This is a genomic window from Ensifer sp. MJa1 (assembly GCF_037026475.1).
In the GTDB taxonomy this organism is placed as follows: domain Bacteria; phylum Pseudomonadota; class Alphaproteobacteria; order Rhizobiales; family Rhizobiaceae; genus Ensifer.
In genome coordinates this window covers 12895-36603 of sequence record NZ_JAKUMO010000007.1, presented here as the reverse complement: position 1 = coordinate 36603, position 23709 = coordinate 12895, and the positions used below count along the sequence as shown (strand labels likewise).

At 59.2% G+C, this 23709-nt stretch carries 20 protein-coding genes and 2 pseudogenes; 15 read left to right on the top strand and 7 right to left on the bottom strand.

All coding sequences use genetic code 11. The features are described from left to right. The first annotated feature begins 87 nt into the window (after window positions 1-87). Window positions 88-576, top strand: a pseudogene (locus MKZ91_RS11540) (DUF1801 domain-containing protein). A 100-nt stretch (window positions 577-676) separates the two neighbouring features. Further along, window positions 677-1129, top strand: a complete 453-nt coding sequence (locus tag MKZ91_RS11535; RefSeq protein ID WP_336171027.1) for a DUF1801 domain-containing protein — start codon at window positions 677-679, stop codon at window positions 1127-1129. 54 nt (window positions 1130-1183) lie between these two features. Here the strand turns inward: MKZ91_RS11535 and MKZ91_RS11530 are convergent, their stop codons facing one another. Then, entirely contained in the window at window positions 1184-2251 is a 1068-nt protein-coding gene (locus MKZ91_RS11530; RefSeq protein ID WP_336171026.1) for an ABC transporter substrate-binding protein, read from the bottom strand. A 77-nt stretch (window positions 2252-2328) separates the two neighbouring features. Between MKZ91_RS11530 and MKZ91_RS11525 the strand changes: the two genes are divergently transcribed. From MKZ91_RS11525 to MKZ91_RS11515, 3 genes are all read left to right on the top strand, one after another. Beyond that, a complete protein-coding gene (locus MKZ91_RS11525) occupies window positions 2329-3006 on the top strand; it encodes a response regulator transcription factor (RefSeq protein WP_336171025.1) in 678 nt (225 codons plus the stop codon). Continuing rightward, window positions 3003-4382, top strand: a complete 1380-nt coding sequence (locus MKZ91_RS11520; protein WP_336171024.1) for a sensor histidine kinase — start codon at window positions 3003-3005, stop codon at window positions 4380-4382. The genes MKZ91_RS11525 and MKZ91_RS11520 overlap by 4 nt, the downstream gene beginning before the upstream one ends. A gap of 474 nt (window positions 4383-4856) precedes the next feature. Beyond that, complete coding sequence (locus MKZ91_RS11515; RefSeq protein ID WP_336171023.1) at window positions 4857-6308, top strand: GNAT family N-acetyltransferase; 1452 nt, start codon at window positions 4857-4859, stop codon at window positions 6306-6308. A 388-nt stretch (window positions 6309-6696) separates the two neighbouring features. On the opposite strand, the gene MKZ91_RS11510 is transcribed toward MKZ91_RS11515, so the two are convergent. From MKZ91_RS11510 to MKZ91_RS11485, 6 genes are all read right to left on the bottom strand, one after another. Then, window positions 6697-6987 (bottom strand): hypothetical protein, encoded by a 291-nt coding sequence (locus tag MKZ91_RS11510; RefSeq protein ID WP_336171022.1) that lies wholly within the window; start codon window positions 6985-6987, stop codon window positions 6697-6699. A gap of 45 nt (window positions 6988-7032) precedes the next feature. After that, window positions 7033-8058: an ABC transporter permease gene (locus MKZ91_RS11505; RefSeq protein WP_336171021.1), complete on the bottom strand. Its 1026-nt coding sequence runs from the start codon at window positions 8056-8058 to the stop codon at window positions 7033-7035. Between the two features lie 34 nt (window positions 8059-8092). Further along, on the bottom strand, window positions 8093-9634 hold the full coding sequence (locus tag MKZ91_RS11500; protein WP_336171020.1) for a sugar ABC transporter ATP-binding protein: 1542 nt from the start codon (window positions 9632-9634) through the stop codon (window positions 8093-8095). A 165-nt stretch (window positions 9635-9799) separates the two neighbouring features. Next, entirely contained in the window at window positions 9800-10729 is a 930-nt protein-coding gene (locus tag MKZ91_RS11495; RefSeq protein ID WP_336171019.1) for a sugar ABC transporter substrate-binding protein, read from the bottom strand. A 236-nt stretch (window positions 10730-10965) separates the two neighbouring features. After that, on the bottom strand, window positions 10966-11778 hold the full coding sequence (locus MKZ91_RS11490) for a TIM barrel protein (RefSeq protein ID WP_336171018.1): 813 nt from the start codon (window positions 11776-11778) through the stop codon (window positions 10966-10968). A 176-nt stretch (window positions 11779-11954) separates the two neighbouring features. Next, on the bottom strand, window positions 11955-12986 hold the full coding sequence (locus MKZ91_RS11485) for a LacI family DNA-binding transcriptional regulator (protein WP_336171017.1): 1032 nt from the start codon (window positions 12984-12986) through the stop codon (window positions 11955-11957). A gap of 164 nt (window positions 12987-13150) precedes the next feature. On the opposite strand from MKZ91_RS11485, the gene MKZ91_RS11480 reads away from it, so the two are divergent. The 10 genes and pseudogenes from MKZ91_RS11480 (at window position 13151) to rfbA (ending at window position 23605) form a co-directional block, all read left to right on the top strand. Continuing rightward, the gene (locus MKZ91_RS11480; RefSeq protein WP_336171016.1) at window positions 13151-14242 is read left to right on the top strand and encodes a fatty acid desaturase family protein; all 1092 of its coding nucleotides are present in this window, start codon (window positions 13151-13153) and stop codon (window positions 14240-14242) included. A 29-nt stretch (window positions 14243-14271) separates the two neighbouring features. Then, window positions 14272-14589, top strand: a complete 318-nt coding sequence (locus tag MKZ91_RS11475; RefSeq protein WP_336171015.1) for a MocE family 2Fe-2S type ferredoxin — start codon at window positions 14272-14274, stop codon at window positions 14587-14589. A 49-nt stretch (window positions 14590-14638) separates the two neighbouring features. Further along, window positions 14639-15865 (top strand): NAD(P)/FAD-dependent oxidoreductase, encoded by a 1227-nt coding sequence (locus MKZ91_RS11470; protein WP_336171014.1) that lies wholly within the window; start codon window positions 14639-14641, stop codon window positions 15863-15865. 57 nt (window positions 15866-15922) lie between these two features. Continuing rightward, window positions 15923-16395, top strand: a pseudogene (locus tag MKZ91_RS11465) (hypothetical protein). Window positions 16396-16876: 481 nt separating this feature from the next. Further along, a complete protein-coding gene (locus MKZ91_RS11460) occupies window positions 16877-18811 on the top strand; it encodes a glycosyltransferase family 2 protein (RefSeq protein WP_336171013.1) in 1935 nt (644 codons plus the stop codon). Next, on the top strand, window positions 18808-19911 hold the full coding sequence (locus MKZ91_RS11455; RefSeq protein ID WP_336171012.1) for a hypothetical protein: 1104 nt from the start codon (window positions 18808-18810) through the stop codon (window positions 19909-19911). Before MKZ91_RS11460 ends, MKZ91_RS11455 begins: the two co-directional genes overlap by 4 nt. Window positions 19912-19971: 60 nt before the next feature. Next, window positions 19972-20544: a dTDP-4-dehydrorhamnose 3,5-epimerase gene (gene rfbC / locus MKZ91_RS11450; protein ID WP_336171011.1), complete on the top strand. Its 573-nt coding sequence runs from the start codon at window positions 19972-19974 to the stop codon at window positions 20542-20544. Window positions 20545-20562: 18 nt separating this feature from the next. After that, on the top strand, window positions 20563-21618 hold the full coding sequence (gene rfbB, locus MKZ91_RS11445) for a dTDP-glucose 4,6-dehydratase (protein ID WP_336171010.1): 1056 nt from the start codon (window positions 20563-20565) through the stop codon (window positions 21616-21618). Continuing rightward, window positions 21558-22526, top strand: coding sequence for a dTDP-4-dehydrorhamnose reductase (gene rfbD / locus MKZ91_RS11440; RefSeq protein WP_336171009.1), 969 nt, complete (start codon window positions 21558-21560; stop codon window positions 22524-22526). The genes rfbB and rfbD overlap by 61 nt, the downstream gene beginning before the upstream one ends. Window positions 22527-22720: 194 nt before the next feature. After that, complete coding sequence (gene rfbA / locus MKZ91_RS11435) at window positions 22721-23605, top strand: glucose-1-phosphate thymidylyltransferase RfbA (RefSeq protein ID WP_336171008.1); 885 nt, start codon at window positions 22721-22723, stop codon at window positions 23603-23605. The last annotated feature ends 104 nt before the right edge of the window (window positions 23606-23709 follow it).

Genomic DNA, 23709 nt, shown 5'->3' with positions numbered 1-23709 from the left:
TCTATGTAAGGTCGAGACTGGCAGACGGCGGGCAGTGATAACGTCTCGCCCGATGAGTTCGAATACCTGTTCGACAAGGATGGACAGATGACCACCGAAGCGAAGGCCTCCGCCGAGCGTGAGACGACGGCAGGACACGCAAGATCCGCTACGGCCAGGCTGATCGAAGCCGGGGAACCGAGGCTGCTTTCCGGCGGAAACCCCCAGATCGCCAAGGGCTAAGGAGACGAACCGGTGCAGGCCTATATCGCGGCCATGCCAGGCTGGAAAAGTGCGGTCGGGCGTTGTCTCGATGCGCTGATCGTTGACGTCGTTCCTCACGTGCAAAAGGCCGTGAAATGGAACTCACCTCTCTATGGTATAGACGGCGATGGATGGTTTCTCGGAATTCACTGCTTTGCAAAATACATCAAGATCGCATTTTTTCGCGGCGCCTCGCTGAAGCCGGTTCCGCCCGTGTCGTCCAAGATGGAACATGCGCGATACTTCCATATTCACGAGGACGACACGATCGACGAGGCTCAGTTCGCCGATTGGGTGAGGCAGGCCAGTCGGCTGCCCGGCGAACGCATGTAGACAGGAATGCTGGCCTGAAGACGTCCGCGAACCCATGGAAACACCGGGTAGCGATGCCAATAGCAACGTGCGATATCGAAGCGGTTACGGGAGAGCGATCATGGTGAAGAAGGCTGCTGCGAAAACGAAAGAAAGCACTGTGCCGGAAGGAGAGGCGTCGGCATCCGAACGGATCGATGCGCGGATCGCCGAGCTCGGCGACTGGCGTGGGGACGTGCTGGCGCGGTTGCGAAAGCTCATCAAAGAGGCCGATCCAGACGTCGTCGAGCAATGGAAGTGGCGAGGGGTCCCGGTTTGGGAACATGCCGGCATTATCTGTACCGGCGAAACTTACAAGGCTGTCGTCAAGATGACCTTCGCAAAGGGGGCATCGCTCGACGATCCGTCGCAGCTCTTCAATTCCAGCCTCGAGGGTAACACACGGCGCGCCATCGACGTTCATGAGGGCGACAAAATCGACGAAGAAGCGCTGATCGCGCTCTTTCGCGCCGCCGTCGAGCTCAATGTGTCGACACAAGCCGCGCGATCCGACCGCTCGGGCAAAAAGGTGTAAGGGCAGAAAGCCAGAATGCCGAGGCTCTGCGGCCTGACGCGAGACGGCTGCGCGTCAGTGCAGCCTCAGCATCTCGTTCCACTTGGCAATGAGCCGCGAGCGTTTCACCTGATCGAGATAGACCATCAGCCCTGGGCTGACAGGCACGGGTCGCAGTTGGCCTCCCAGCATCTCCTGCATGGTGTTGGCGGTGTTTTCACCGGCGACCTCAGGGCTGACGGCGGGGATCTGCAACTCGCGTGCCATGATTGTCTGCCCTTCCTTTGACATGAAGAATTCGAGATAGCGCCGGCCGAGATCGGGGGAGGTCGAGGCCTGCGGGACGAGGCCGATCCGCGACATCACCACCGTGTAGTCTTTCGGCAGTACGATGCCAACATCCGGATGGCGGGAGGCCCAGTCGGCCGCGTAGGATCCGAGAATGTTGTAGCCGAGCACGAAGCGACCGTCAGAGACGCGCTCGAGGATGGCTTCGCTGGTCGAATAGAGCTTGACCCCGGCAGCCCCCATGGCCTGGATGACGTCCCAGATGTTGCCGAACTGTTCCTGGTCACGCGACATGAACAAAAAACCGACGCCGGAGCGCTCGATGTCATAAGTTCCGATGCGGCCGAAGACAGAAGCACCCTGCCGCCTCAGGTAGTCGATGAACTCTGTGCGCGTCGATGGCGGCGTTTCCTTGGTGAAACTCGGCTTGTGATAGACGAAGACTGCCGGCTCGAAGGTGAGCGCGTATGCCGTGTTGCGCCAGTTCGCCCAGGCGGGCCAACGGTCGCTCATCGGCAGGTCGCTGCGCTGGGCGTAACCATCGTTGCTGAGCTTGACTTGCAGGTCCATGGCAGACGAAAAGGCAAAGTCCGCCGTCTTCATCCCGGCGTCCGTCTCTTTGATAATGCGATCGTAGATTTCTCCCGTCAGCATGTCCTCGTAGCGCACTGCGACATCCGGATTGACCCGCTGGAAACCGACGATCATCGGGCGTGCCAGCGGCTCGTCGAGCGACGAGTAGACGATGAGGGTACGGGCGTCGGATTTGCCGGAAAGTGCTGGAAATATGATCGGCGCCGCCAAGAGCAGCTGGGGACAGAGGGCGAAAAAGAGAAGAGAAATCAAGAACCGCATGAATCCACAATGCCTCAGTGTCTCACCGTTCACAAGCAAGGCGTCGGCGGATAAGGTGGTCCAGGGAGTGACGTTATTTGCGCATCTTGCTTGTTGAGGACAACCAGGACCTCGCCGAGGGTCTGTCGGCCATCTTGCGTGGCAGCGGCTACGCCGTCGACGTCGTCAGCGATGGCGCGTCGGCGCATGCGGTCGCTGCTGCCGAGACCTTCGACCTTGTCATTCTCGACCTCAATCTGCCGGAAATGGATGGTCTCGACGTGTTGCGTGCGATGCGCGCGCGGCAGAACCGGGCAGCGGTGTTGATCCTGACTGCAAGGGGTGCCCCCGAAGAGCGGATCAAGGGGCTCGATCTTGGAGCCGATGACTACATGATCAAGCCGTTCGATGTCGGTGAACTCGAAGCGCGGGTGCGCGTGCTTTTGCGCCGCCAGGCGGGGCTGAGGGCGTCGACGGTGAGCTACGGCAACGTCTCGCTCGATCTCAACACCCGCAGCTTTTCGTCGGGCGGCGTTCCGATCGAAATCCCGGCGCGCGAGCTTGGGCTTCTCGAACTTCTGTTCATGCGCGCCGGCAAGGTGGTTGCCAAGGATGCGATCATGCAGTCGCTGACGGGCTTTGACGATGACCTGAGCCCAAACGCGATCGAGCAATATGTCAGCCGCTTGCGCAAGCGCTTGGCGCCGCACGGGCTGACCGTGCGTACCGCCCGCGGCATCGGTTATTATCTCGACAAGTCGGCCGGACCGGAATGACGCAGGCGGTTTACTCCCTCCGCCGGCGCCTTCTCGGCTGGCTGCTGATCTCGACAGCCGTCATCGGCGTCATTGCGCTTACCGACACCTACCGCGAGGCGGTGAAAACCGCCAACGTTGTCTCCGACCGGGTTCTCGCCGGCTCGGCTCTTGCAATTGCCGAGCGCGTGGTGGTGGCGGAGGACGGCTCGCTTGAAGTCGATATTCCCTATGTCGCCCTGGAGATGTTGACTTCGGCCGCGCAGGACCGGGTCTTCTATCGGGTCGACGGGCCGCCTGGGCAGTTCATCACCGGATACCAGACGCTGCCGTCGCTGGCAGAAGAGCCCGGAGCGTCCACGACCTTTGCGGACTCCATTTTCCGCGGTGAACCGATCCGGATTGCAGCGCTTCGCCGGTCCGCTTCGACCGGCATCAATTCGGTGCCCTTCGTTGTCACGGTTGCCGAGACCACGATCGCGCGGCGGCAATTGGCGCAGACCATTCTCTTCCGATCGGCCTTACGTCTCTTCATGATGATTGTCGGCGCGGCGGTGATCGTCTGGATCGCGGTCACGTTTTCCCTCCGCCCACTCTATCGGCTTGGCGATGCAATTTCGGAGCGCAGCCCGGACGACCTGCATCCGATCGGCGAGAGGGTGCCGAACGAGGTTCAGGGGCTGGTCGACACGGTCAATTCCTTCATGGGGCGCCTGCAGTCGGCGCTCGATGCGCTCCGGAACTTCACCGGCAATGCCAGCCACCAGTTGCGCACGCCCCTTGCCATCATCCGGACGCAACTCGCCCTGGCGCAGCGCGCGGGATCGATCGACGAGATGCACGGCGCGGTGAAGAAGGCCGACGAGGCGGTTGCCAATGCCGAGCGCATCCTCGGGCAATTGCTGCTGATGGCGAAAATCGATGCGGCCGGCAAGGACGGAGCGCGCATGCTGGAGCGCATCGACCTTGCTGAACTCGTGCGCGAGGTCACCGCTGAACACGTGCCAGCGGCAGGTGAGGCCAATATCGATCTCGGTTTCGACGGGGACAGCGAGGCCTTCATTCGCGCCGAACCGCTTCTTGTCAGCGAGATGCTGAAGAACCTGATCGGCAACGCCTTGCTCTATGCCGGAAGCGGCGCGGAGGTGACAACACGCGTTCTGGCCCAAGGGGCGTCCGTCTCCCTCGAAGTCGAGGACAATGGGCCTGGCATTCGGGCAGAATTGCGCGAGACAGTGCTTCGCCGCTTCGAGCGTGGCGGCAGCGAAGCGCCGGGCTCAGGGCTCGGCCTGCCGATCGTCGAGGAGATCGCGGCGCTTTATGGGGCAACGACCGGCCTTGACGAAGGAGCCGACGGTCGCGGTCTCAAAGTGACAATCCTCTTTCCGGCGGCATAGTACAGGTATTCGAATTCTACCGTCGCAACGGACGTCTCCAACGATCAACTTGATGTCTATACAGACCTTTCCGAGGTTGTTACCCATCGCCGATGTTGTCGGATGCAGGGTTGCGCAGGTTGTGGTTCGGGCTCGTCCCACAAACCGCCGTCAATTCGAGTTCAAGCCGGCCGTTTACTTGACGGAGCCGCGAGTTTGGAGTTGACTTGACGAACGCGAGAAGGTTCCTGAAATAGTATGGCGGAGGCAGTAATGCGTATCGACGTCATTTCCAGACGGGAAGATCTTGATAGGCTGAAGCAGAACTGGGACAAGCTCTACAGGGCGGATCCGGACGCGCAGTATTTCCTGTCCTGGCAATTCATTTCAGCCTTCTTCCGGTACTTCGAAGGCCAATGGTTCGTTCTGGCTGCAAGCCAGGGCACGGGCTCTTCACCTTACGTGGCGCTGATGCCCCTGCGGTTGAAGACCCGAATGAACGGCAAAGCCGGAATTTTCTACCACGACATCCACATGGGCGGTTCCTACGTCGCGGACTACACCGGGGCGGTCTGCGCTCCCGAATTCGCTCGGGCGGCCATGGCGGCCTTTGCCAAGCATCTGAGAAGGATGCACTGGGCAAATCTGCATCTCGACAACCTGTACATGTCCAGCGGCCGTCTGCGCAGCTTTCTCGAGAATCTCGAGGACAAGCAGCTCACTATGCGGACCCTGAGCAGGGTCAACGCAGTAGACAACGTTGACAACGCCAAATGTCCGTCCGTCGACCTGCCCGAGACATGGGACGCGTATCTCGAGCAGAAGCTCGGCACCAACATGCGCCAGAAGCTGAGGCGGTTCCTCCGCAAGGTGGACGGTTCGGAAGAATTCCGCATCACGCTGGCGGATGCTGCAACGATCAAGCGCGACATCGGCATCCTCCTCGATTTCTGGAAGAATCGATGGGGGCCCCGCAAGGGCAATCGCCTGTCCGGGATCCTGAACACCAACCGGCGCGTTCTCAACGATGCCTTCGCCGATGGCAGCCTGTTCCTGCCTGTCCTGTGGCACCGGGATCGACCGCTCGGCGCCTTGGCGACCTTCATCGATCCGGTGAAGAAGACGTACTTCTTCAACATGGCCGGGCGCGACGAGAGCGCCGAGATCGTGCCGCCGGGACTTGTGCTGCACGCCTACAGCATCCGCCACGCCATTGCGAACGGCTACCGGACCTATGACTTCCTGCGCGGCGACGAGGCATACAAATACACCTTCGGCGCCAGCGACAAACTCATCACCTGCAAGGTCGTGCAGACCCGCACCCGCCGCAACCTGGGTGACCGGCTCGACCCAAGGACGCTCTCGGGCATCTTCAGCGAGGCGAACAAGAACCACGAGAAGGGCCAAACGGCGGAGGCGGAGAACGCCTACCGCCAGATCCTTGATGCCGATCCCGCCCACGCGCTGACCCTCTACGCGCTCGGCCAACTGCTAGCGGACAAGGGCGACCATCAGGCAGCCGCGGCCGCGTTCGAGAAGCTGTTGGTCGTTGTGCCGCATCTGGCGAAGGGCTGGGTGAGGCTCGGAAACGCCCTGCAGGCGCTGGACAATCACGCTGATGCCACGGATGCCTTTCGCAAGGCGCTCGAGATCCAACCGGATATCCAGTCCGCACGCGACGGGCTTGGCATCAGCATGGTGAAGCTCAGCCAGACCTGTATCGCGGCAACAACGCCGAGACCCGGAGGCGTTGTCCGGGTGACGGCGCCGCCGCTCCTGGGCAAGGCCAAGCCTCCGACCCTGCCGCTCGTCGTCGGGCGCCAGCCAGCAGACGTTGCGGCTTCCTCGCTCAAGCAGTCTGTGGCGATCATCGACCCGGCACATTGCAACTCCGGAACGCTCCCGGCGCATCCACTAAATCGCCGCGCGGGGCCGACTTTGCTATAGCGGCGCCATGGACGCTGCCGCGTGATGAGAGTGATAATCGGGGGCGCTGCTGAGCAGCCTGTCCTATCCAGAGCCTGGGCTGCCGATTTCGGAAGCTTGTACCGCGCCGGCGACGGGGCGGCTCGCCGGCGGGGCTCTGCCTCAGGGCAACGACCGGACTTGGGGAGCCGACGGTCGCGGTCTCAAAGTGACCATTCTCTTTCCGGCCGGTTAGTCCGATGCAGATGCCTAGCGCTTGGGAAAGTTCGCACTGCGCCGCAGGCGACGAGCCGTCAAAGCCGCCTCGACCCGGCTCCCTGTCGGGACCGGGTCGTAGATAATCCACCACTGTGGCCGTCCGGAAGGACGCGCCGGGGGTGATCAGGCAGTCTTGATTTTATGAGCTTGCTTAGCGGCCGCGTTGGCCGAAGAGGGTAGCTGTCTCGCGGGTCTGTACCCGCAGCATCGCGTTCCAGAGCTGAAGAACGAAACGCGGCTGAAACTGGCTCGCAAGCTTGCGCTGCGACAACATGGTAAGTCTCCGATAGTTTTGCACGCCTGCCATATAGTGCATCGCGATCGATTTCGCCAGAGCGCCGGCGCTGGAGCTGCCCTGCGTGCCAAGCATATGTCGAAAGTGCCCGGCGGAAGGTGAAATACGTGGTACCGAGAAACAAAATGCCGGGATGATTTTCATCATCCCGGCCAGTTGGCTTCACTGGGAGGAGAGTTGTTCTTTTGAGGCTTACGCCTTCTTGCGGTTTTTCTGTCGATAGACGTCGATGACGACGGCGGCGACGATGATCAGGCCCTTGACGATTTCCTGGTAGTAAGCATCGACGCGCAGGAACGTGAAGCCGGAGGTCATGACGCCAAGGATGATGGTGCCGATGACCGTGCCGGTGATCCGGCCGACGCCGCCCGTCAGCGACGTGCCGCCGATGACGGTCGCAGCGATTGCGTCGAGTTCATACATGACACCCATGCCGGCCTGTGCCGTCTGCGCGCGGGCCGCGGTGACGACGCCGGCGAGACCTGCCAGCATGCCGGCAATGGCATAGACCTTGATCAGATGTGCCTCGACGTTGATACCCGACACACGGGCCGCCTGAACGTTGGCGCCGATCGCATACGTAAACTTGCCATAGCGGGTGTAGCGCAGCGCAATGTGAAAGATGATGGCGACGACGAGGAACACGATCACGGGCCAGATGCCTGTACCGATGAAGTTGAACTGTTCCGTCAGGCCCGAGACCGGCTGGCCCTTGGTGTACCACTTGGAGATACCGCGGGCCGAGACCATCATGCCGAGCGTGGCAATGAAGGGCGGGATTTTGGTGCGGGCGATGAGTTGGCCGTTGATGAAGCCGGCGAGCAGCCCGATGCCGATACCAAGCCCGATTGGAACGATCGCTGGCATGTCGGTCAGCGACGGATAGAGCGCGCGCGGCCAGGTGGAGGCCTGGGCGACACTTGCGGAGATCATCGCGGTCATGCCTACGACGGATCCGGAGGAAAGATCGATGCCGCCTGTGATGATGACCTGGGTCACGCCGACGGCGATGATGCCGATGACCGCCACCTGAAGGATCATGATCGTCAGGCGCTGCGGGTTCATCAGGAAGCTCTGGCCGACAAAGATCCAGCCGAGCACCTCATAGACCAGCGCGATGCCGATCAGCACCAGGAAGATGTTGAACTCGGGGGGCAGGCGGCGCTTTGCGCCTGAGAGCGGCGTGCTCGTGCCCTGTGCGGCGATATTGGTATCCATTTTCACTCCTCCCTTTATTCGGGTCGTTTCCCGCTCAGCTCGCGGCGAGCTCCATGACCTTGATCTGGGTTGCTTCCGCCCTGTCGAGGAAGCCGGTGACGCGCCCCTCATGCATGACCATGATGCGATCGCTCATGCCGAGCACCTCAGGCATTTCCGAGGAGATCATGATGACGGCGACGCCGTTGCGGGCGAGTTCGGTAACGAGGCGGTGGATTTCCGCCTTGGCGCCGACATCGATGCCGCGTGTCGGTTCGTCGAGGATCAGGATGCGCGGATTGGTGAGCAGCCAGCGGCCGATCAGCACCTTCTGCTGGTTGCCGCCCGAAAGGTTCTCGATCCGCTCCTGCAGGTTCGGCGTCTTGACGCGCAGCTTGCGGCTCATCTCTTCGCAGGCGGCCGTGATCTGCTTCTCGGTGACGAAACCGCTCTTGACGAACCGGTCCTGAAGCACGGCAATTTGCATGTTCTCGAGAATATCGAGGATGAGCAGACAGCCGGTGTCCTTGCGGTCTTCGGTCAGGAACGCCATGCGGTTTTTGATCGCCTTGTTCGGACTGTCGATCGAAAGGGTCTTGCCATCGATCGAAATCGTGCCGGAGCTTGCCGGCGTCACGCCAAAGAGCGTTTCAGCGACATTTGAGCGGCCCGAGCCGACAAGGCCGGCAATGCCGAGGATCTCGCCGGCGCGTACATCGAACGAAACGTCACGGAAGACGCCGTCGAGCGCCAGGTTCTTCACTGAAAGGACGACGTCGCCGATCGGCACTTCTTCTTTCGGGAACATCTGGGTGATCTCTCGACCAACCATCATGCGGATGATGTCGTCGCGGGTAACGTCGCTGGAGGCGTGCGTGCCAATGTACTTGCCGTCGCGGAATACCGAGAATTCGTCGGCGATTTCGAACAGCTCGTTCATCTTGTGGGTGATGTAGACAATGCCGATGCCCTGTTCGCGCAGATCGCGAATAATCTCGAACAGGTGCGCGACTTCACGCTCGGTCAGCGCCGAGGTCGGCTCGTCCATGATCAGCACGTCAGATTCGTAGGAGACGGCCTTTGCGATCTCGACCATCTGACGGTTGGCGACGGAGAGGTGACGGACCTCGATCTCGGGATCGATCTTGATCTTCAGGCGCTCGAAAAGCTTGGCAGTGATGCGGTTCATCTCGCCATGGTCGACGAAGCCGAAGCGGTTCTTCGGTTCGCGGCGGATCCAGATGTTTTCCGCGACCGTCATGAATGGCATCAGGTTCAGTTCCTGATGGATCATCGCGATGCCGTTTTCGAGCGCATCGAGCGGCGATTTGAGCCGGATTTCGACACCCTTCAGCTTCACGTCGCCCTTGTCGGGCGTATAGATGCCGGCAAGGATTTTCATCAGGGTGGATTTGCCGGCGCCGTTTTCGCCCATCAGCGCATGGACTGTGCCGCGCTTCAGCTTGAACTCGACATCATCGAGGGCGATGACGCCCGGGAATTCCTTGCGGATGCCTTCCGCAGAAAGAAGATATTCGGCCTTGGGTACCGCGCCGCTGGCGCGCACGGCTGCCATCGTTGTCGGACTGAGCGTCATGTTTCTTGCCTCCCCCGTCGTTTCCGCCAATTGCGGAAAGTCCTCATAGCTGGCGGGTGACCAGCCTAATTTACCGCATGCGGCGTCCAACCGACGCAGGCATTTGCGGTCGGACTTGCATATTGAACGAGAGCGCGGGCTTTCCCGCGCTCTCGATTGCTGAGATCAGTTCTTCGCCTGATACTTGTCGAGGTTGTCCTTGGTGACGAGCTCGAAGGGGATGTAGACCTTCTTCTCGACCGGCTCGCCCTTGGCGAGTTTCAGGGCGGCGTCGACCGAGCCCTTGCCCTGGCCAGCAGCGTTCTGGAACACCGTGACGTCGAGGTCGCCTGCAGCCATTGCTGCCAGCGCATCCTGCGTTGCGTCGATGCCGCCGATGACGACGGAGTCCATCGAGCGTCCAGCGGCTTTGAGGGCCTGGATAGCGCCGATAGCCATTTCGTCGTTGTTCGAAATGACAGCATCGAACTCAACGCCGGCTGAAAGCCAGTTCGTCAGAAGGTCGGATCCTTGCGTGCGGGACCAGTTGGCGGTCTGCTCCTCGACGATCTCGATGCCCTTGCACTGATCGGTCGCCAGAACGTCATGGATATCCTTGGTGCGCATGCGGGCGGCCTGGTTGGAGAGTTCACCCATCATGACGACGGCCTTGCCCTTGCCACCAAGCATCTTGCAGATTTCCTGCGTCTGCAGCGTACCCGATTCCTGTTCGTTCGAGGCGACGAAAGCCTGCTTTTCCGGCAGCGTGTCGACATTGACCGGCTCGCGGTTCACATAGACGAGCGGAATGCCGGCATCAGCGGCGATCTTCGACATGGCGGCCGTGGCGTCGGTATCAACCGGGTTGACGATGATGGCGGTTACACCGGCGGCGATGAAGTTCTGGATCTGGCTCTGCTGCTTGGAAACGTCGTTCTGTGCGTCTTCGATCTGCAGCTCGACGCCGTCGAGCGTCTTGGCATAATCAGACATGCCGTTGCGCAGAACGGTGAGGAAGTTGTCGTCGAAAAGGGCCATGGATACGCCGATGGTCTCGGCGTGCGCTGCCGTCGACATCATCACGGCGAGCGCCGTGCCCAATACGAATTTCTTCATTGTCTTTCTCCTCCACAAACGGTGCCCGGCGACACCTTCTCCTGCCGGGAGCGCAATCCTTTGAGGATTTGCGCTCATCCCCAATCAGAGGCGGCACTCCCGCTACGCCCCTGACCAAAACGGAATAAACAAACCAGTAAATTGCATCCACGGAATATGTATTCCATTTTATCGAGGCGCCGTCAAGGCCTGTTGCGGCGCCCCGCGTGAGTTTCGAGCGTTTACCGCGTCGGTGGTCAAATGCGAGACTGCATATAGTTCATGCTCTGCTTAACGGCGGCGGCTGGATCGGCAATGTCGTGAACTTCGGGGGCGAACGGCTCGAAGGAAAGTGCGCCCTGATAGCCTTCCGAGCGCAGGCGTCGAACCTGCCCGATATTGTCGAGAACGTCGCCTTGATCGACGAGAACCCGGTGCGAATCGCGCAAATCCGACACGGCCACGCGTCCATCGGTCACGCCTGAGATATGCACAAGGCCGGTCATCTCAGGATAGATTGCGGGCTCGCCGGCGAGATGATGGTGGAACGTGTCGTGCACCAGCCGGAAGGTATCTTCGCCGCTCACCGCCTTGATTGCAGCAACCGCCTCGGTCTTTGAGCGAAGGGAGCAGATTTCGAAGCCGAGCGGCTCGACAAGGCCGATGATTCCAGCCGCCTCAAGCATGGGCTTGAGGCCGGCAAGCGCCGCCCGCAGACTTGCCTGGCGTTCACCATCTGCCTGGCCACGGCCGTCATTGACCGGCACCAGAACAAGGGCCTTGGCGCCGCAGTCGCGCGCATAAGAGATGAGTTCTTCTGCTTCTGCCTGTCGGGCAGCGTTCCACTCGTTGAACCTCTGAAGGGCGTTGATCGAGATGATGGTGATGCCGTGACGGTCAGCGAGCGCGGCCACTTCCTTTGCCGGCGTCCCGTCGAGGATGGCATTGTCTGTGAGGTCGTTGCGGATCTCGACCGATGACATGCCGAGTGATTTTGCCAGCTCGAAGAAGGCGGCAAGCGGCAGGCGCGGTGTCGTCATATGATTAAGGGCGAAGGGCAGGGCGGTCACGGGAATGTCTCCTCCAATGGAATTGGTTGTGCGTCCAAAAATAGAACGTTCGTTCCATTTATAGGGGCTCGGGCAAATCACCAATGGGGGAAGCGTCCTCAAAAGGCATGACGCTCAAACGGCTTGCATCTCTGCAAGATCGGCCAGCGATCGTGATGCAATTCTATCAGACGTTCCTAAATGTTCTCCGGCGTGAAAAGATCAAAAGGCAGGAAGGTTTGCCCAGGCGCTCCGGTAGGGCCTTTGCTGATTGCCTGTATCATCAGATTGATCGTCTCCCGGGCGAGCATCGCCGTTGGCGTTGCAACCGCCAGGGTAACGACGTTGTCTGCAAGGGCGGCGCGCGATTCCGGCGTCAACTCGTTGACGACGCCGATAAGCTTGCCCTCGAGCCTTTCTTCGCGGATCGCCGATATGGCGCCTTCCATGCCGCCGCCACAAACATAAAAGCCGATTAGATCAGGATGGCGTTGCAAGAGGTTGAGTGTCGCCTCGTGGGTGATTTCGGCCGTGTCGAGGTTGACCATCGTGTCGAGCACCTCGAAATCCGGCGCATGTTCGCGAAAATAGGAGCGGAAGCCGATCTCACGCATTTCGTGGCCGAGAAAGCGATGGCTACCGACGAAGGCTGCGACCTTGCCGGGTCGCTTGGCGGCTTTTGCGATCATCCATGCGGCTGTGCGCCCGACCTTGTGATTGTTGAGGCCGACATAGCCTTCACGTACCCCGGCGGCGAAGTCTGACAGCAGCGAAAAGACGGGAACACCGCGCGTCTTCAGGTCCTCGATTGCCGTGGTCACTGCGGGAAAGTCGGGCGCAACGAGCGCTATCGCCTGATTTCGCGCGGCCGATGCCTGTAGCTTCTCGGTGATTGCTGTCGGCGTCGAACTGGCAACGAAATCGATCTGCGCCGAGATGCGGGCATTCGAGAGCGCGTGGGCAGCGTTCTCGATCTCTTTCGCAACCGCCTGATAAAAGGATTGCTCCGGTTTCTGCAGGACGAAGCCGAGCCTGTATTGCGGCAGGTCTTCAAAGACGCGCTGCCGGATTAGGCCGACGGCGTGATAGCCGATCGCTTTTGCAGCCTCATAGACGCGGCGCGCCGTTTCCTCACGCACGGGATGGCGGCCATTCAATACGCGATCGACGGTCGCAACGCTGACGCCGGCGGCCTGCGCGAGGTCGGCGATGGTCGGTCGGTTGCTCATGGTGACTCCTGAGAGGTTTGCATCATGACTGATATGCAATGAATGCCATCATTTGAGAGAATATATCATTGCTGCATTGAAGCCTTGCAAAAGTCAACCTATCGTCTTTGCACGACAAGAGTTGCCGCCGGCCAGATCCGGTCGGATCGCAGGGAGGAGCGGAAATGACGACGAAGCCGACGAAGCGCGACTACAGCCTGCTCGGTCGAGATGCCGAGGCAGCCGTTATGAACGGGCTGTCGGCCGCGGAATGGTATCACACCGATATTCCACGCAAGCAGATGAAGGAGCTGATGAAGCGCGAGGACGGGCCGGCCATCCGAGACACTGCGATCTGGCTCGGCTGTCTCATTCTTTTCGGCGCGCTCGGCATCTATTTCTGGGGCACGTGGTGGGCCATTCCGTTCTTCCTCGCCTATGGGGTGCTCTATGGCTCTGCATCGGACAGTCGCTGGCACGAATGCGGCCATGGCACGGCGTTCAAGACGATGTGGATGAACGACGCCGTCTACCAGGTCGCCTGCTTCATGATCATGCGCAATCCGGTCACCTGGCGCTGGAGCCATACCCGCCACCACACCGACACGGTAATCGTCGGTCGGGATCCCGAGATTGCGGTGATGCGACCACCAGACCTTCTGCGCCTCGTCCTGAACTTCTTCGGCATCCTCGATGTCTGGCATGCGATCGTCGATATGGTCCGCAACACGCTTGGCATCATCAGCGCCGAAGAAGCGACCTTCATTCCCGAGATGGAGCAGCCGAAGGCGATCCTTGTCGCACGCATCTGGTTTGCGATCTATGCGGTGACGATTACCGCCTGCTTCTATCTCGGTTCGATCCTGCCGCTGATGCTGATCGGTTTGCCGCGGGTCTATGGTGCCTGGCACCATGTGCTGACCGGTCTGCTCCAGCATGGTGGCCTTGCCGATAACGTCACCGACCATCGGCTGAACAGCCGCACAGTCTACATGAACCCGGTGAGCCGCTTCGTCTATTGGAACATGAACTACCATGTGGAACATCACATGTTCCCCATGGTGCCCTACCACGCACTGCCGAAGCTGCATGCCATGATCAAGCACGACCTGCCGGCGCCGAACCCGTCGATGCTGCACGGTTATCGCGAAATGATCCCGGCCTTTCTGCGGCAACTGCGCAACGAAGACTACTTCCTGAGGCGCGAATTGCCGCCGACGGCCAAGCCCTACAGGCAAGAGTTTCACGGCGACGCAATCGTGCACGCTGCCGAATAACCAACGAATTGAGTAAACGGGAGGAAATCATGAGCGGAAACTGGGTTGAAGTCTGCGCGGCCGAAGAAATCGACGAGGAGGACGTCATCCGCTTCGATCACGAAGGGCGTACTTTCGCGGTCTATCGCAGTCCGGACGACGAGTATTTCGCAACCGACGGGCTCTGCACCCACGAGCACATCCATCTCGCTGACGGCCTGGTGATGGACGACATCATCGAATGTCCGAAGCACAACGGCCGCTTCAACTACAAGACCGGTCAGGCCAAGGGCGCCCCCGTCTGCGTCAACTTGAAGACCTATCCGGTGAAGGTCGAAGCGGGCAGCGTGTTCATCGCGATCGCTTGATAGCGGCGTCAGCGCAAATAGCTCGGCAAGAGCGGGCAGGGAGGTTGAGATGGGTGGAATCGTAATCGTCGGCGCCGGCGAATGCGGCGCAAGGGCCGCCTTTGCATTGAGGGAAAAAGGCTACGACGGCAAGGTCACAATGATCGGCGCGGAACCCCATCTTCCCTATGAGAGGCCGCCGCTCTCGAAGAACGGCCTTAAGGACGCGGCGCCGCCAAAATATGTCGCTGACGCCGAGCGATACGCGGCGGCAGGCATCGACATCCTGACGGACGCTCCGGTGAAGGCGATCGATCGCAACGCTAAGCGCGTCGAACTGGTCGACGGCGGCAGCGTTCCTTATGATCGGTTATTGCTTGCGACGGGTGCGCGAGCGCGAACGCTGCCAGGCACGGAAGAGGCGTCAGCCCGTGTCCGCACTCTCAGAACACATGCCGACGCCGAGGTGATCCGTGTAGAGCTCGCTCCCGGACGCAAACTTGCGGTCATTGGTGGCGGCTTCATCGGTCTCGAGCTTGCCGCGACCGCGCGCCGGCTTGGCGCGGATGTCGTCCTCATTGAAGGGTTGCCCCGCATCCTATCCCGCGGCGTGCCGATGGAAATTGCGGCCGTTGTCGCCGAGCGACATCGCCTGGAAGGCGTCGAGATACGCTGCGAAACGAAAATCGTGCGGTTAGAGGCAGACGGCCGCAATGCGCGCATCGTGCTTGAAGGCGGTACCGTCATCGAAGCCGACCTTGTCGTCGTCGGTGTCGGAGCCGTTCCGAACACCGAACTTGCACAAGCGGCCGGTCTCGCCATCGACAATGGCATTGCAGTCGATGTGATGCTTGCAACCTCCGATCCCGACATTTTTGCAGCGGGCGATTGCTGTTCCTTCCCGCTGTGCCATTACGACGGTCGGCGCGTCCGGCTTGAAGCCTGGCGCAATGCGCAGGACCAGGGGGCGTTGGTTGCCGGCAATCTGTTGGGTGCCAACCAGTCGATTTCGAGCGTGCCGTGGTTCTGGTCCGATCAGTATGACTTGACGTTGCAGATCGCGGGGCTCGCCGACGGTGCTTCGTCGACCGTGCGCCGCGACCTCACCAATGACGCGTTCATCCTCTTCCATCTCGACGACACCGGCCGGCTGCTCGCGGCCTCCGGCATCGGCCCCGGCAACGCTGTCGCGCGCGATATCCGTCTTGCCGAAATGCTGATTGCGGCTGGCAAAAGGCCGGATCCACAGGCGCTCGTCTCGCCGCAAACCAAGCTCAAGGCTTTGCTGGCTGCCTAGAGTGGTAGGCGCTTAGCCCCTCCATTTTCTCTGTTTCAACGACCTTCGGAGTTCACCATGAAAAGCCGCCGCCCAACCGTTGCCGATCTCCTGTCGATAAAGGGCAAACGCCAGCTCACCATGCTGCGCGTCGAAACGCTTGAAGAAGCCGAAGCCGCCGAAGCCGCCGGGATCGATCTCGTTTCCGTGCCGCCGGCGCTTCTCGGTCCTGAGTTTCGCGAGGCAGCGCCGACCTGTTTCGCCTTTCCTGGCCTCGAATACGGTGACTACGTCACGGCTGAAGAATACATGCGCGCAGCCTTCATGGCGCTGAAGACGTGCTCGGCAACAATCGCGGCCATGTGCCACGTCACGCCAAGACCTACCGCAACTTTGCCGCGGAACACGATCGGCTCCAACGCGAACGGATTGCCGCCTTTTCGGAGTTTGCAGAGGACGTGCGTTCGGGCGCCTATCCGGAACAGCGGCATCTCGTGGGCATCGATCAGAGCGAGCTCAAGCAGTTCTTCGCCGAACTGGAACGCAGGTAGCTTTGGGCGCACTTGCGCCGGGGCGGGCGGTTGATTTGGGCCATGGCGCATCTCATTTTCCACTCCAAAGCGGGTTTTGATTTGAGCACCGCTACCGAGGGCAACCTTACCTTTGCTGTTCAACGACCGAACGCTGCATCGAGAAGGGGCGACGCGGCAGAAAACGCAGAGCCATCGAGATCATGGACTTAATCCAGTTTCGCAAAAGGTCTCTTGGCAAAGCGCTGTGGCTGGACCTTCTTCTCGTCTTAGCGTTTTAGCCTGGTGGACCGCAGTGCCTCTGTCCCGTTCAGCATGGTGCTCCCGACGCCTAATTCTCTATCGTCCACCTGCGCCGGAACTCAATTTGCGCAAGACGTCCAGCGTGGTGGGAGTGGCTGAGACCTCTGCTGCCGATTGAAGTGGGTTGCGTTCCAATACATTTTCCTGCGATGGCAACGGCTCGATTGAGAATCCGTGAAGCGGTTATGGACAGGGTCAGATGGTAGAGCCATCACAGGATGAAATCGTAGTCGCATTGAGGCGTCGCCCCGCCCATTATGCGGATCGACCGATCACGCTTACGGTCCGCGATCCTGACAACCGCCTTGGTCGCCGCCCACAGCTTGCTTTTAGTCGCCGTGACAGGACCCCTGATACGGTCTTCCGTTCCTTCTTGCTCGATAGGCGAGGGCGAGGCCGCTTCTACGGTTGGACGCCGGTACAGCTTGAAGCCGTAGCTCTGGTGCCCGACGTTGCGACTGCAAGTGTTTCGGTAAGCACCGAGCCGCAAATCAAGATCCGCCGCCTGTCGCTCGCCGAGGCGGCACTATTGATTGCATTCCGGCGGACCGTAGCGTTCCTGCAGATTGTCAGACTGCTTCTCGCGGGCAACCGAAAAGGAGCCGAGTTTAGATTCGTTCGGCAATGCGACGCCCTTTCCGCCCCAGACTATCGCGACTGGGTCGAAGCCCAAGCGCTGGCGGAGGCAAGCGAGATGGAAGATGATGCGCGCGCGTGGCCGCGAAGGCCACGGATCCTCGTCTCGATCGAAGGCACCGATGCGGCCGCAGTTGCGCAGACCAGACAGTCGCTCGAAAGCCAGACGTGGCGCGATTTTCAGGAGGCGTCCGCGGCAGAGATCGACCAGTCGCTGGAGCGAGGCGAGCCGACCGACGATCTCCTATGGCTACGGCTTCCGGCGGGAATGCGCGTCGCCCCAAAGGCTTTGGAGCGATTGGCGCGTCCATTTGCATTCTCTAGGGATGTCGCGGTCGTCTACTGCGACGAAGATCAGATCGACGCCCACGGCACGCGTAATGCCCCCTTCTTCAAACCAGCCTGGAATGAGCCACTCGCCCGCTCGGGATGGCTTCCCCTGGAAGGCGCCCTTCTTCGCCTGGCCTGCATCCCAGACGGCGTTTCGCTGCTAAGCTCATCCACAGCCGAAATTGTCCTCGCTATGGCTCAAGGTTCGACCGGAACGATCATGCATGTGCCGAGGGTGCTGCTGCATCGGGGACTATCTTGCCGTCGGGGCGACCGTCGCGACACGATTATTCAGCCCAAACGCGAACGCCCGGCCGTCAGTGTCATCATTCCAACGCGCGACAGGGCCGACCTGCTGGAGGCCTGTCTGAAAGGTCTCTTCGAGAACACGGCACCGGCGGACCTTGACGTCATCGTCATCGACAATGATAGCGCCGAACCAGCCACGCTGGCATTGTTATCCCTGTATGAGCAATCGGGGCGCATCCGTCGGATACCTCTTGCCGGAACGTTCAACTTTTCCCGCGCTTGCAATGTCGGCGTCGATGTCGCCAGACATGACCTCATCCTCTTGTTGAACAATGATGTTGAACCGATTGATTGCCATTGGCTCGAGCACCTGGCCGGTGAGCTCGATGATCCAACGGTCGGCGCTGCCGGCAATTTGTTGCTGTTTCCCGACGGCTTCGTTCAGCATGGCGGCGTGACGGTCGGTGCGGGGACAGTAGCGCGGCACAGCTTTCACTTTCTCGACCCGAAGCGCGACGGTGACAGGGGGCTTTTGCGCCAACGGCGTGATATGTCGGCGGTCACCGCGGCCTGTATGCTGACGCGCAAGGACCTGTGGCACCGTCTTGGCGGCATGGACGAACAAAAGCTGACGGTCGCGTTCAACGATGTGGACTATTGCCTGAAGCTACGTGAAGCGGGCTTGCGTATTGTCTGGACGCCGGCGGCGGCGATGTTGCATAGAGAGAGCGTCTCGCGGGGCGCCGACGACACGCCTCAAAAGCTTCAGCGCTTTGCGGCGGAGGAGCGAGCCATGCATGAACGCTGGAGCGATATGTTGAAAGCCGATCCATACTATAATCCGAACCTCTCGCTTGTTGCCGAAGAATTCGTTCTCGAGGCCCGTCCGAGAACCCTTGCTGCAAGGGCGAGCGCTTGAGTGGTGTGCGCGAACGTATTGCCCGCTGGATCGAGCGGCGGCTGCCTCAGCCACGGCTGCGGGAGAGCGCCACCGGCCGGCCAAGGCGGCCGGTTAAGCGGATCATTGTATTCGGACGGATACCAAACCCGACCTTCGACTACTACCTCGCAGCCCGCCTTGAGGCGTCCGATATGCCGCCGTATGAGGTTGCGGATATCCGCGGAAGCAAAGTGCCGACCTTGGACGCCGACGGAGCCTTCGTCGTCATCTGTCGCTACGCTTCGCGGGCTGTCCTGCGTTGGATCGAGAGTAACGCCAGGCGTCTCTCCGGCGTGGGCTTGTTCCTCGACGACGACATCCCCGCCGTAGTGACGGGGAAGGACGCAGATTTTCCCTATCGGCTGTTCCTTTGGTATCGCGCTCTTTGGCCGCTCGGCCGCCTGAACCGGCATCTCGATCTCGTCTGGGCTTCGACACCGCACCTCGCGGCGCGACTGGTGGGGGCGAAAGCTGTGGTGTTGCCGCCGGCACCTCCGAAGGTGCTTTGGGAAGTGGAGGAGCGTAGTGGCGATCAGTTTCGTCAGTCAAGCCAGGATGTCTTGATCGGCTACCACGCGACCGGGGTTCATCTTGAGGAGCATCGATTCCTACGGCCAATCATTGCGGATGTGCTGCGCGAACGGCCGCACGCTCGGTTCGAGGTCTTTGCCGATCGGCGTGCCAAGGCAATCTGGCAGGGTCTGGAACGGGTGCAGATCCGGGAGCCAATGCCCTGGGGGGAATACTTGGCCGACGCGCACGCCCGGCGGATCGATATCATGCTTGTTCCGCTCGCGCCGTCGCATGTGAACGACAGTCGCGCGCCGACGAAGCGGATAGACGTAGCGCGATACAAAGCGGCGGGGGTGTTTTCGGCCGGTCCCGCATATGGTTTCTCAGATCGTCCAGATGAATTGCTATTGACCCAGAAAGCTGACATTTGGCGCTGCAACATCGTTCGCCTTGTTGACGATCAAGCGGCTCGCGCGAAAGCTGCAGATGCCACCCTGCAGATGGTCTTGCAAATGGCAGCGGTAGCGGATACGGGTCTAGAACTCTTCAAACTGCGGCAAGTTTAGCCTTGCCCATTTTACTGGCCGGTGGCGATTAGTTGGCTATTTGCATTCAGGATGTTGTCAATGGGTTCTAAGGTTGTGTTGCTGCGACCCAAACGGTTCGGCGATGAGCGGGGATGGTTCTCGGAAGTCTACAACGCGAGAGTTTTCTCTAAGTACGGCATCGCGGATCAATTCGTACAGGACAACCACTCATTGTCCGTTACGGCGGGGACTGTTCGAGGACTGCATTATCAATCAGCACCGTTTGAGCAAGCCAAGCTCGTTCGGTGCATTCGTGGACGAATCTTCGACGTTGCGGTCGACATCCGTCGCGGATCGCCCACGTTTGGCCGATGGGTGGGGACCGAGCTTTCTGCTGAAAACGGGCTTCACCTCTATATCCCGGTCGGGTTTGCCCACGGTTTCGTTACCCTCGAACCGTTCACCGAGGTGATCTATAAGGTATCCAACATATACTCACTGGAGAACGACGGCGGGGTTCTCTGGAACGATCCCACAATTGGTATCGACTGGCCTCTCCCTGAAGGTGTAGAGCCCACCATAAGTTCAAAGGATAGGCGACAACCGCTGCTATGCGACCTCAACAGCCCGTTCGAGTATGACGGTGTGCCGCTAGAACTCGTCGAAATGTAATTACTGGAAGGACCGATCATGCGCATTCTCGTTACCGGCGGAGCCGGGTTCATTGGATCGGCTCTTGTTCGACACCTCGTGCAAAACACCGATCACGAGGTGCTTAACTTGGACAAGCTAACGTATGCTGGCACGTTGACATCAGTATCATCCGTCGCTTCCTCGCCCAGATACCGCTTCAAACAGGCGGATATCTGTGATGAGAGAGCTGTGTGCGCTGCCATAGAGCAATTCCAGCCGGATGTAATTACCCATCTTGCTGCCGAATCCCACGTCGATCGGTCGATCGATGGCCCGGGTGCCTTCATTCAGACAAATGTGGTCGGCACCTACACCATGCTGGCGGCGGCACTGGAATATTGGCGTAAACTCCCGAAAGATCGTGCGCAACGCTTCCGCTTTCATCACATCTCGACGGACGAGGTTTTCGGGTCGCTCGGTGAGACAGGCTACTTCACAGAAACGACGCCCTATGATCCCCGATCGCCCTACTCGGCTTCCAAAGCGGGATCGGACCATCTGGTCTCAGCATGGGGGCACACCTTTGGCCTGCCGGTACTCATCACTAATTGTTCGAACAACTACGGACCCTACCATTTCCCTGAAAAGCTCATCCCTTTGATGATTGTGAAAGCACTTGCCGGTGAGCGACTCCCTGTTTACGGGAATGGTCAGAACATCCGGGATTGGCTCTATGTCGAAGACCACGTCCGCGCGTTGCAGTGCGTATTCGAAAAGGGCGTTCCCGGGCAGACTTACAACGTGGGTGGTAACTCCGAACGTCGAAACATAGATGTGGTGCAGGGTGTCTGCGAAACATTAGATAGGCTACAACCTCGTGAGGACGGCCGCTCTTACTTCGACCAAATTTCCTACGTGGCAGATCGACCTGGTCATGATCAGCGATACGCGATTGACGCTAGTAAGCTCGGTAGCGATCTTGGTTGGGAGCCGATCGAAAGTTTCGAAAGCGGGATCGAGAAAACTGTTGGCTGGTATCTGGCAAACCGGGAATGGTGGCAGAGCCTCGTAGAACGAGGCGACGCAAAGACGCGCCGCGGCTTGAGCGCATAAGAATGAGGCGGCGAATACTTTTAATAGGCGGCACTGGGCAAGTTGGCGTTGCACTGCGAGCGTGCTCTTGGCCCTCTGATATCGAGTTAGTGGCGCCAACTCGTGCGGACCTCGATCTCGGTGACACTAGCGCTACTATCGCATATGTGGCCCGTGGCCGGTTCTGCGCTGTTGTCAACGCTGCTGCGTATACAGCAGTGGACAAAGCCGAGAGCGAGGTTGTCGCGGCGTGGAAGGTAAACGCGCTCGCCCCAGCAGCAATCGCCTCTGCCACTAAGAATCTCGGTATCCCCATCGTTCACATTTCTACTGACTATGTATTCGACGGCCTCAAAAACGAGGCTTATCTGGAGGATGACCCCGTTGCCCCACTTGGCGTATATGGTGCGTCTAAGGAAGGTGGCGAGCAGGCTGTCCGTACCGGCAATCCTCGGCACGCTATCATCCGAACCGCTTGGCTCTTCAGCTCGAGTGGCGCTAATTTTTTGACGACGATGCTGCGAAAAGGTGCTGAGAATGCAGTTTTAAACGTGGTCGACGACCAAAGAGGCTGCCCAACTGCGGCTCTGGACTTGGCGAAAGCCCTGCAAGTCATAACGCTGCGACTTGTAAACCACCCGGATGCGCCTTTCGGTACCTACAACTTTGTGAACGCCGGCGAAGCAACTTGGTATGATTTTGCCGTGGAGATCTTTAGGCAGCAAAGCAGAATGGGATTTAAGGTCCCTGAATTGAAGCCGATAAAGACCTCCGAGTATCCGACGGCAGCTCGTCGTCCGGGCAATTCGACACTTTCGAACGCAAAGGTGGCGCGCGACTTTGGCATAGCGTCGAGCCATTGGAAGGACGCCTTAACGCGCGTTCTTACTGCACAGTCAGAGTCAGTTAAGCCTGCGCAAGATCATTGACGAGATTGGATGTTGCACGCAGCTGATCCTAATTCTAGCCTAAATCTACAAGGTATGTCCCCAGGGGCGGGGAAATACCTCGGAATAGCTTGCGTATTTGTTCTTTGTAGATCAAAGACTGAACGGCTTGAGAGAGGCCTTGGATGGCATCGGATAGTTTCGACTGACTTAAGATCAAAGATAGGGTTGAGCTTATGAAAGGTATCATTCTGGCAGGCGGCTCCGGGACTCGCCTGCATCCCGCGACACTGGCAGTGAACAAGCAACTTCTTCCTGTCTATGACAAACCGATGATATATTATCCTCTTTCTGTCCTGATGCTGGCTGGTATTCGAGAAATTCTTCTAATTTCGTCTCCAGAGTACATTGACAGCTATATGCGTCTCTTTGGAAACGGATCGAGCTGGGGGCTTCATATCTCCTACGCTATTCAGCCTAAGCCCGATGGCCTTGCTCAGGCCTTCACCATTGGTGAGGAGTTTATCGGTACAGATGGTGTCGCATTGGTGTTAGGTGATAACATTTTTTTCGGCGCAGGTCTGGGAGAGCTTCTCGAAAGAGCAAGACATCGCAAATCGGGAGCAACGGTCTTTGCTTACGAGGTAGAGGATCCCGAGCGATACGGTGTCGTTGAACTTGCTACTGACGGGCATGCGATTAGTCTTGAGGAAAAGCCGGTACTACCTAAGTCGCGTTACGCAGTTACAGGATTATATTTCTATGACAATAAAGTGGTTCAGTATGCGAAAGAACTGAAGCCTTCAGATCGCGGAGAATACGAGATAACCGATTTGAACCGTATATACATGGAACAAGGCGCACTTTTTGTTGAGAAAATGTCGCGAGGATATGCTTGGTTGGATACGGGGACGCACGATAGTCTGCTTGAAGCGTCTGAGTTTGTTCGCGTAATACAGCATCGACAGGGAACTAATATTGCGTGCATCGAGGAAATCGCTTACCTCAGTGGTTACATAACCAAGGAGAAGTTGATTGAGTACGCAGAATTGTACTCTAAAACGTCCTACGGACGATACCTATCGAAAGTGGCTGAGCAGGGAGTGACGCAACTCAGTTGATAGGAAGAGAAGCTAGGATACTTCTAATCTGACGCGACCAGAGATTACGAAATTATTGTGTAATACTTGAGACTAGACGAACGTGCAGCAGGGTATTGAACGAA

Bases quoted from the DNA above. Each gene is read 5' to 3' on its own strand.
- MKZ91_RS11535 (WP_336171027.1), top strand. From the start codon at position 677: ATGGTGAAGAAGGCTGCTGCGAAAACGAAAGAAAGCACTGTGCCGGAA.
- MKZ91_RS11530 (WP_336171026.1), bottom strand. From the start codon at position 2,251: ATGCGGTTCTTGATTTCTCTTCTCTTTTTCGCCCTCTGTCCCCAGCTG.
- MKZ91_RS11520 (WP_336171024.1), top strand. From the start codon at position 3,003: ATGACGCAGGCGGTTTACTCCCTCCGCCGGCGCCTTCTCGGCTGGCTG.
- MKZ91_RS11515 (WP_336171023.1), top strand. From the start codon at position 4,857: ATGAACGGCAAAGCCGGAATTTTCTACCACGACATCCACATGGGCGGT.
- MKZ91_RS11510 (WP_336171022.1), bottom strand. From the start codon at position 6,987: ATGATGAAAATCATCCCGGCATTTTGTTTCTCGGTACCACGTATTTCA.
- MKZ91_RS11505 (WP_336171021.1), bottom strand. From the start codon at position 8,058: ATGGATACCAATATCGCCGCACAGGGCACGAGCACGCCGCTCTCAGGC.
- MKZ91_RS11500 (WP_336171020.1), bottom strand. From the start codon at position 9,634: ATGACGCTCAGTCCGACAACGATGGCAGCCGTGCGCGCCAGCGGCGCG.
- MKZ91_RS11495 (WP_336171019.1), bottom strand. From the start codon at position 10,729: ATGAAGAAATTCGTATTGGGCACGGCGCTCGCCGTGATGATGTCGACG.
- MKZ91_RS11485 (WP_336171017.1), bottom strand. From the start codon at position 12,986: ATGAGCAACCGACCGACCATCGCCGACCTCGCGCAGGCCGCCGGCGTC.
- MKZ91_RS11480 (WP_336171016.1), top strand. From the start codon at position 13,151: ATGACGACGAAGCCGACGAAGCGCGACTACAGCCTGCTCGGTCGAGAT.
- MKZ91_RS11475 (WP_336171015.1), top strand. From the start codon at position 14,272: ATGAGCGGAAACTGGGTTGAAGTCTGCGCGGCCGAAGAAATCGACGAG.
- MKZ91_RS11470 (WP_336171014.1), top strand. From the start codon at position 14,639: ATGGGTGGAATCGTAATCGTCGGCGCCGGCGAATGCGGCGCAAGGGCC.
- MKZ91_RS11460 (WP_336171013.1), top strand. From the start codon at position 16,877: ATGGTAGAGCCATCACAGGATGAAATCGTAGTCGCATTGAGGCGTCGC.
- rfbC (WP_336171011.1), top strand. From the start codon at position 19,972: ATGGGTTCTAAGGTTGTGTTGCTGCGACCCAAACGGTTCGGCGATGAG.
- rfbB (WP_336171010.1), top strand. From the start codon at position 20,563: ATGCGCATTCTCGTTACCGGCGGAGCCGGGTTCATTGGATCGGCTCTT.
- rfbD (WP_336171009.1), top strand. From the start codon at position 21,558: ATGGTGGCAGAGCCTCGTAGAACGAGGCGACGCAAAGACGCGCCGCGG.
- rfbA (WP_336171008.1), top strand. From the start codon at position 22,721: ATGAAAGGTATCATTCTGGCAGGCGGCTCCGGGACTCGCCTGCATCCC.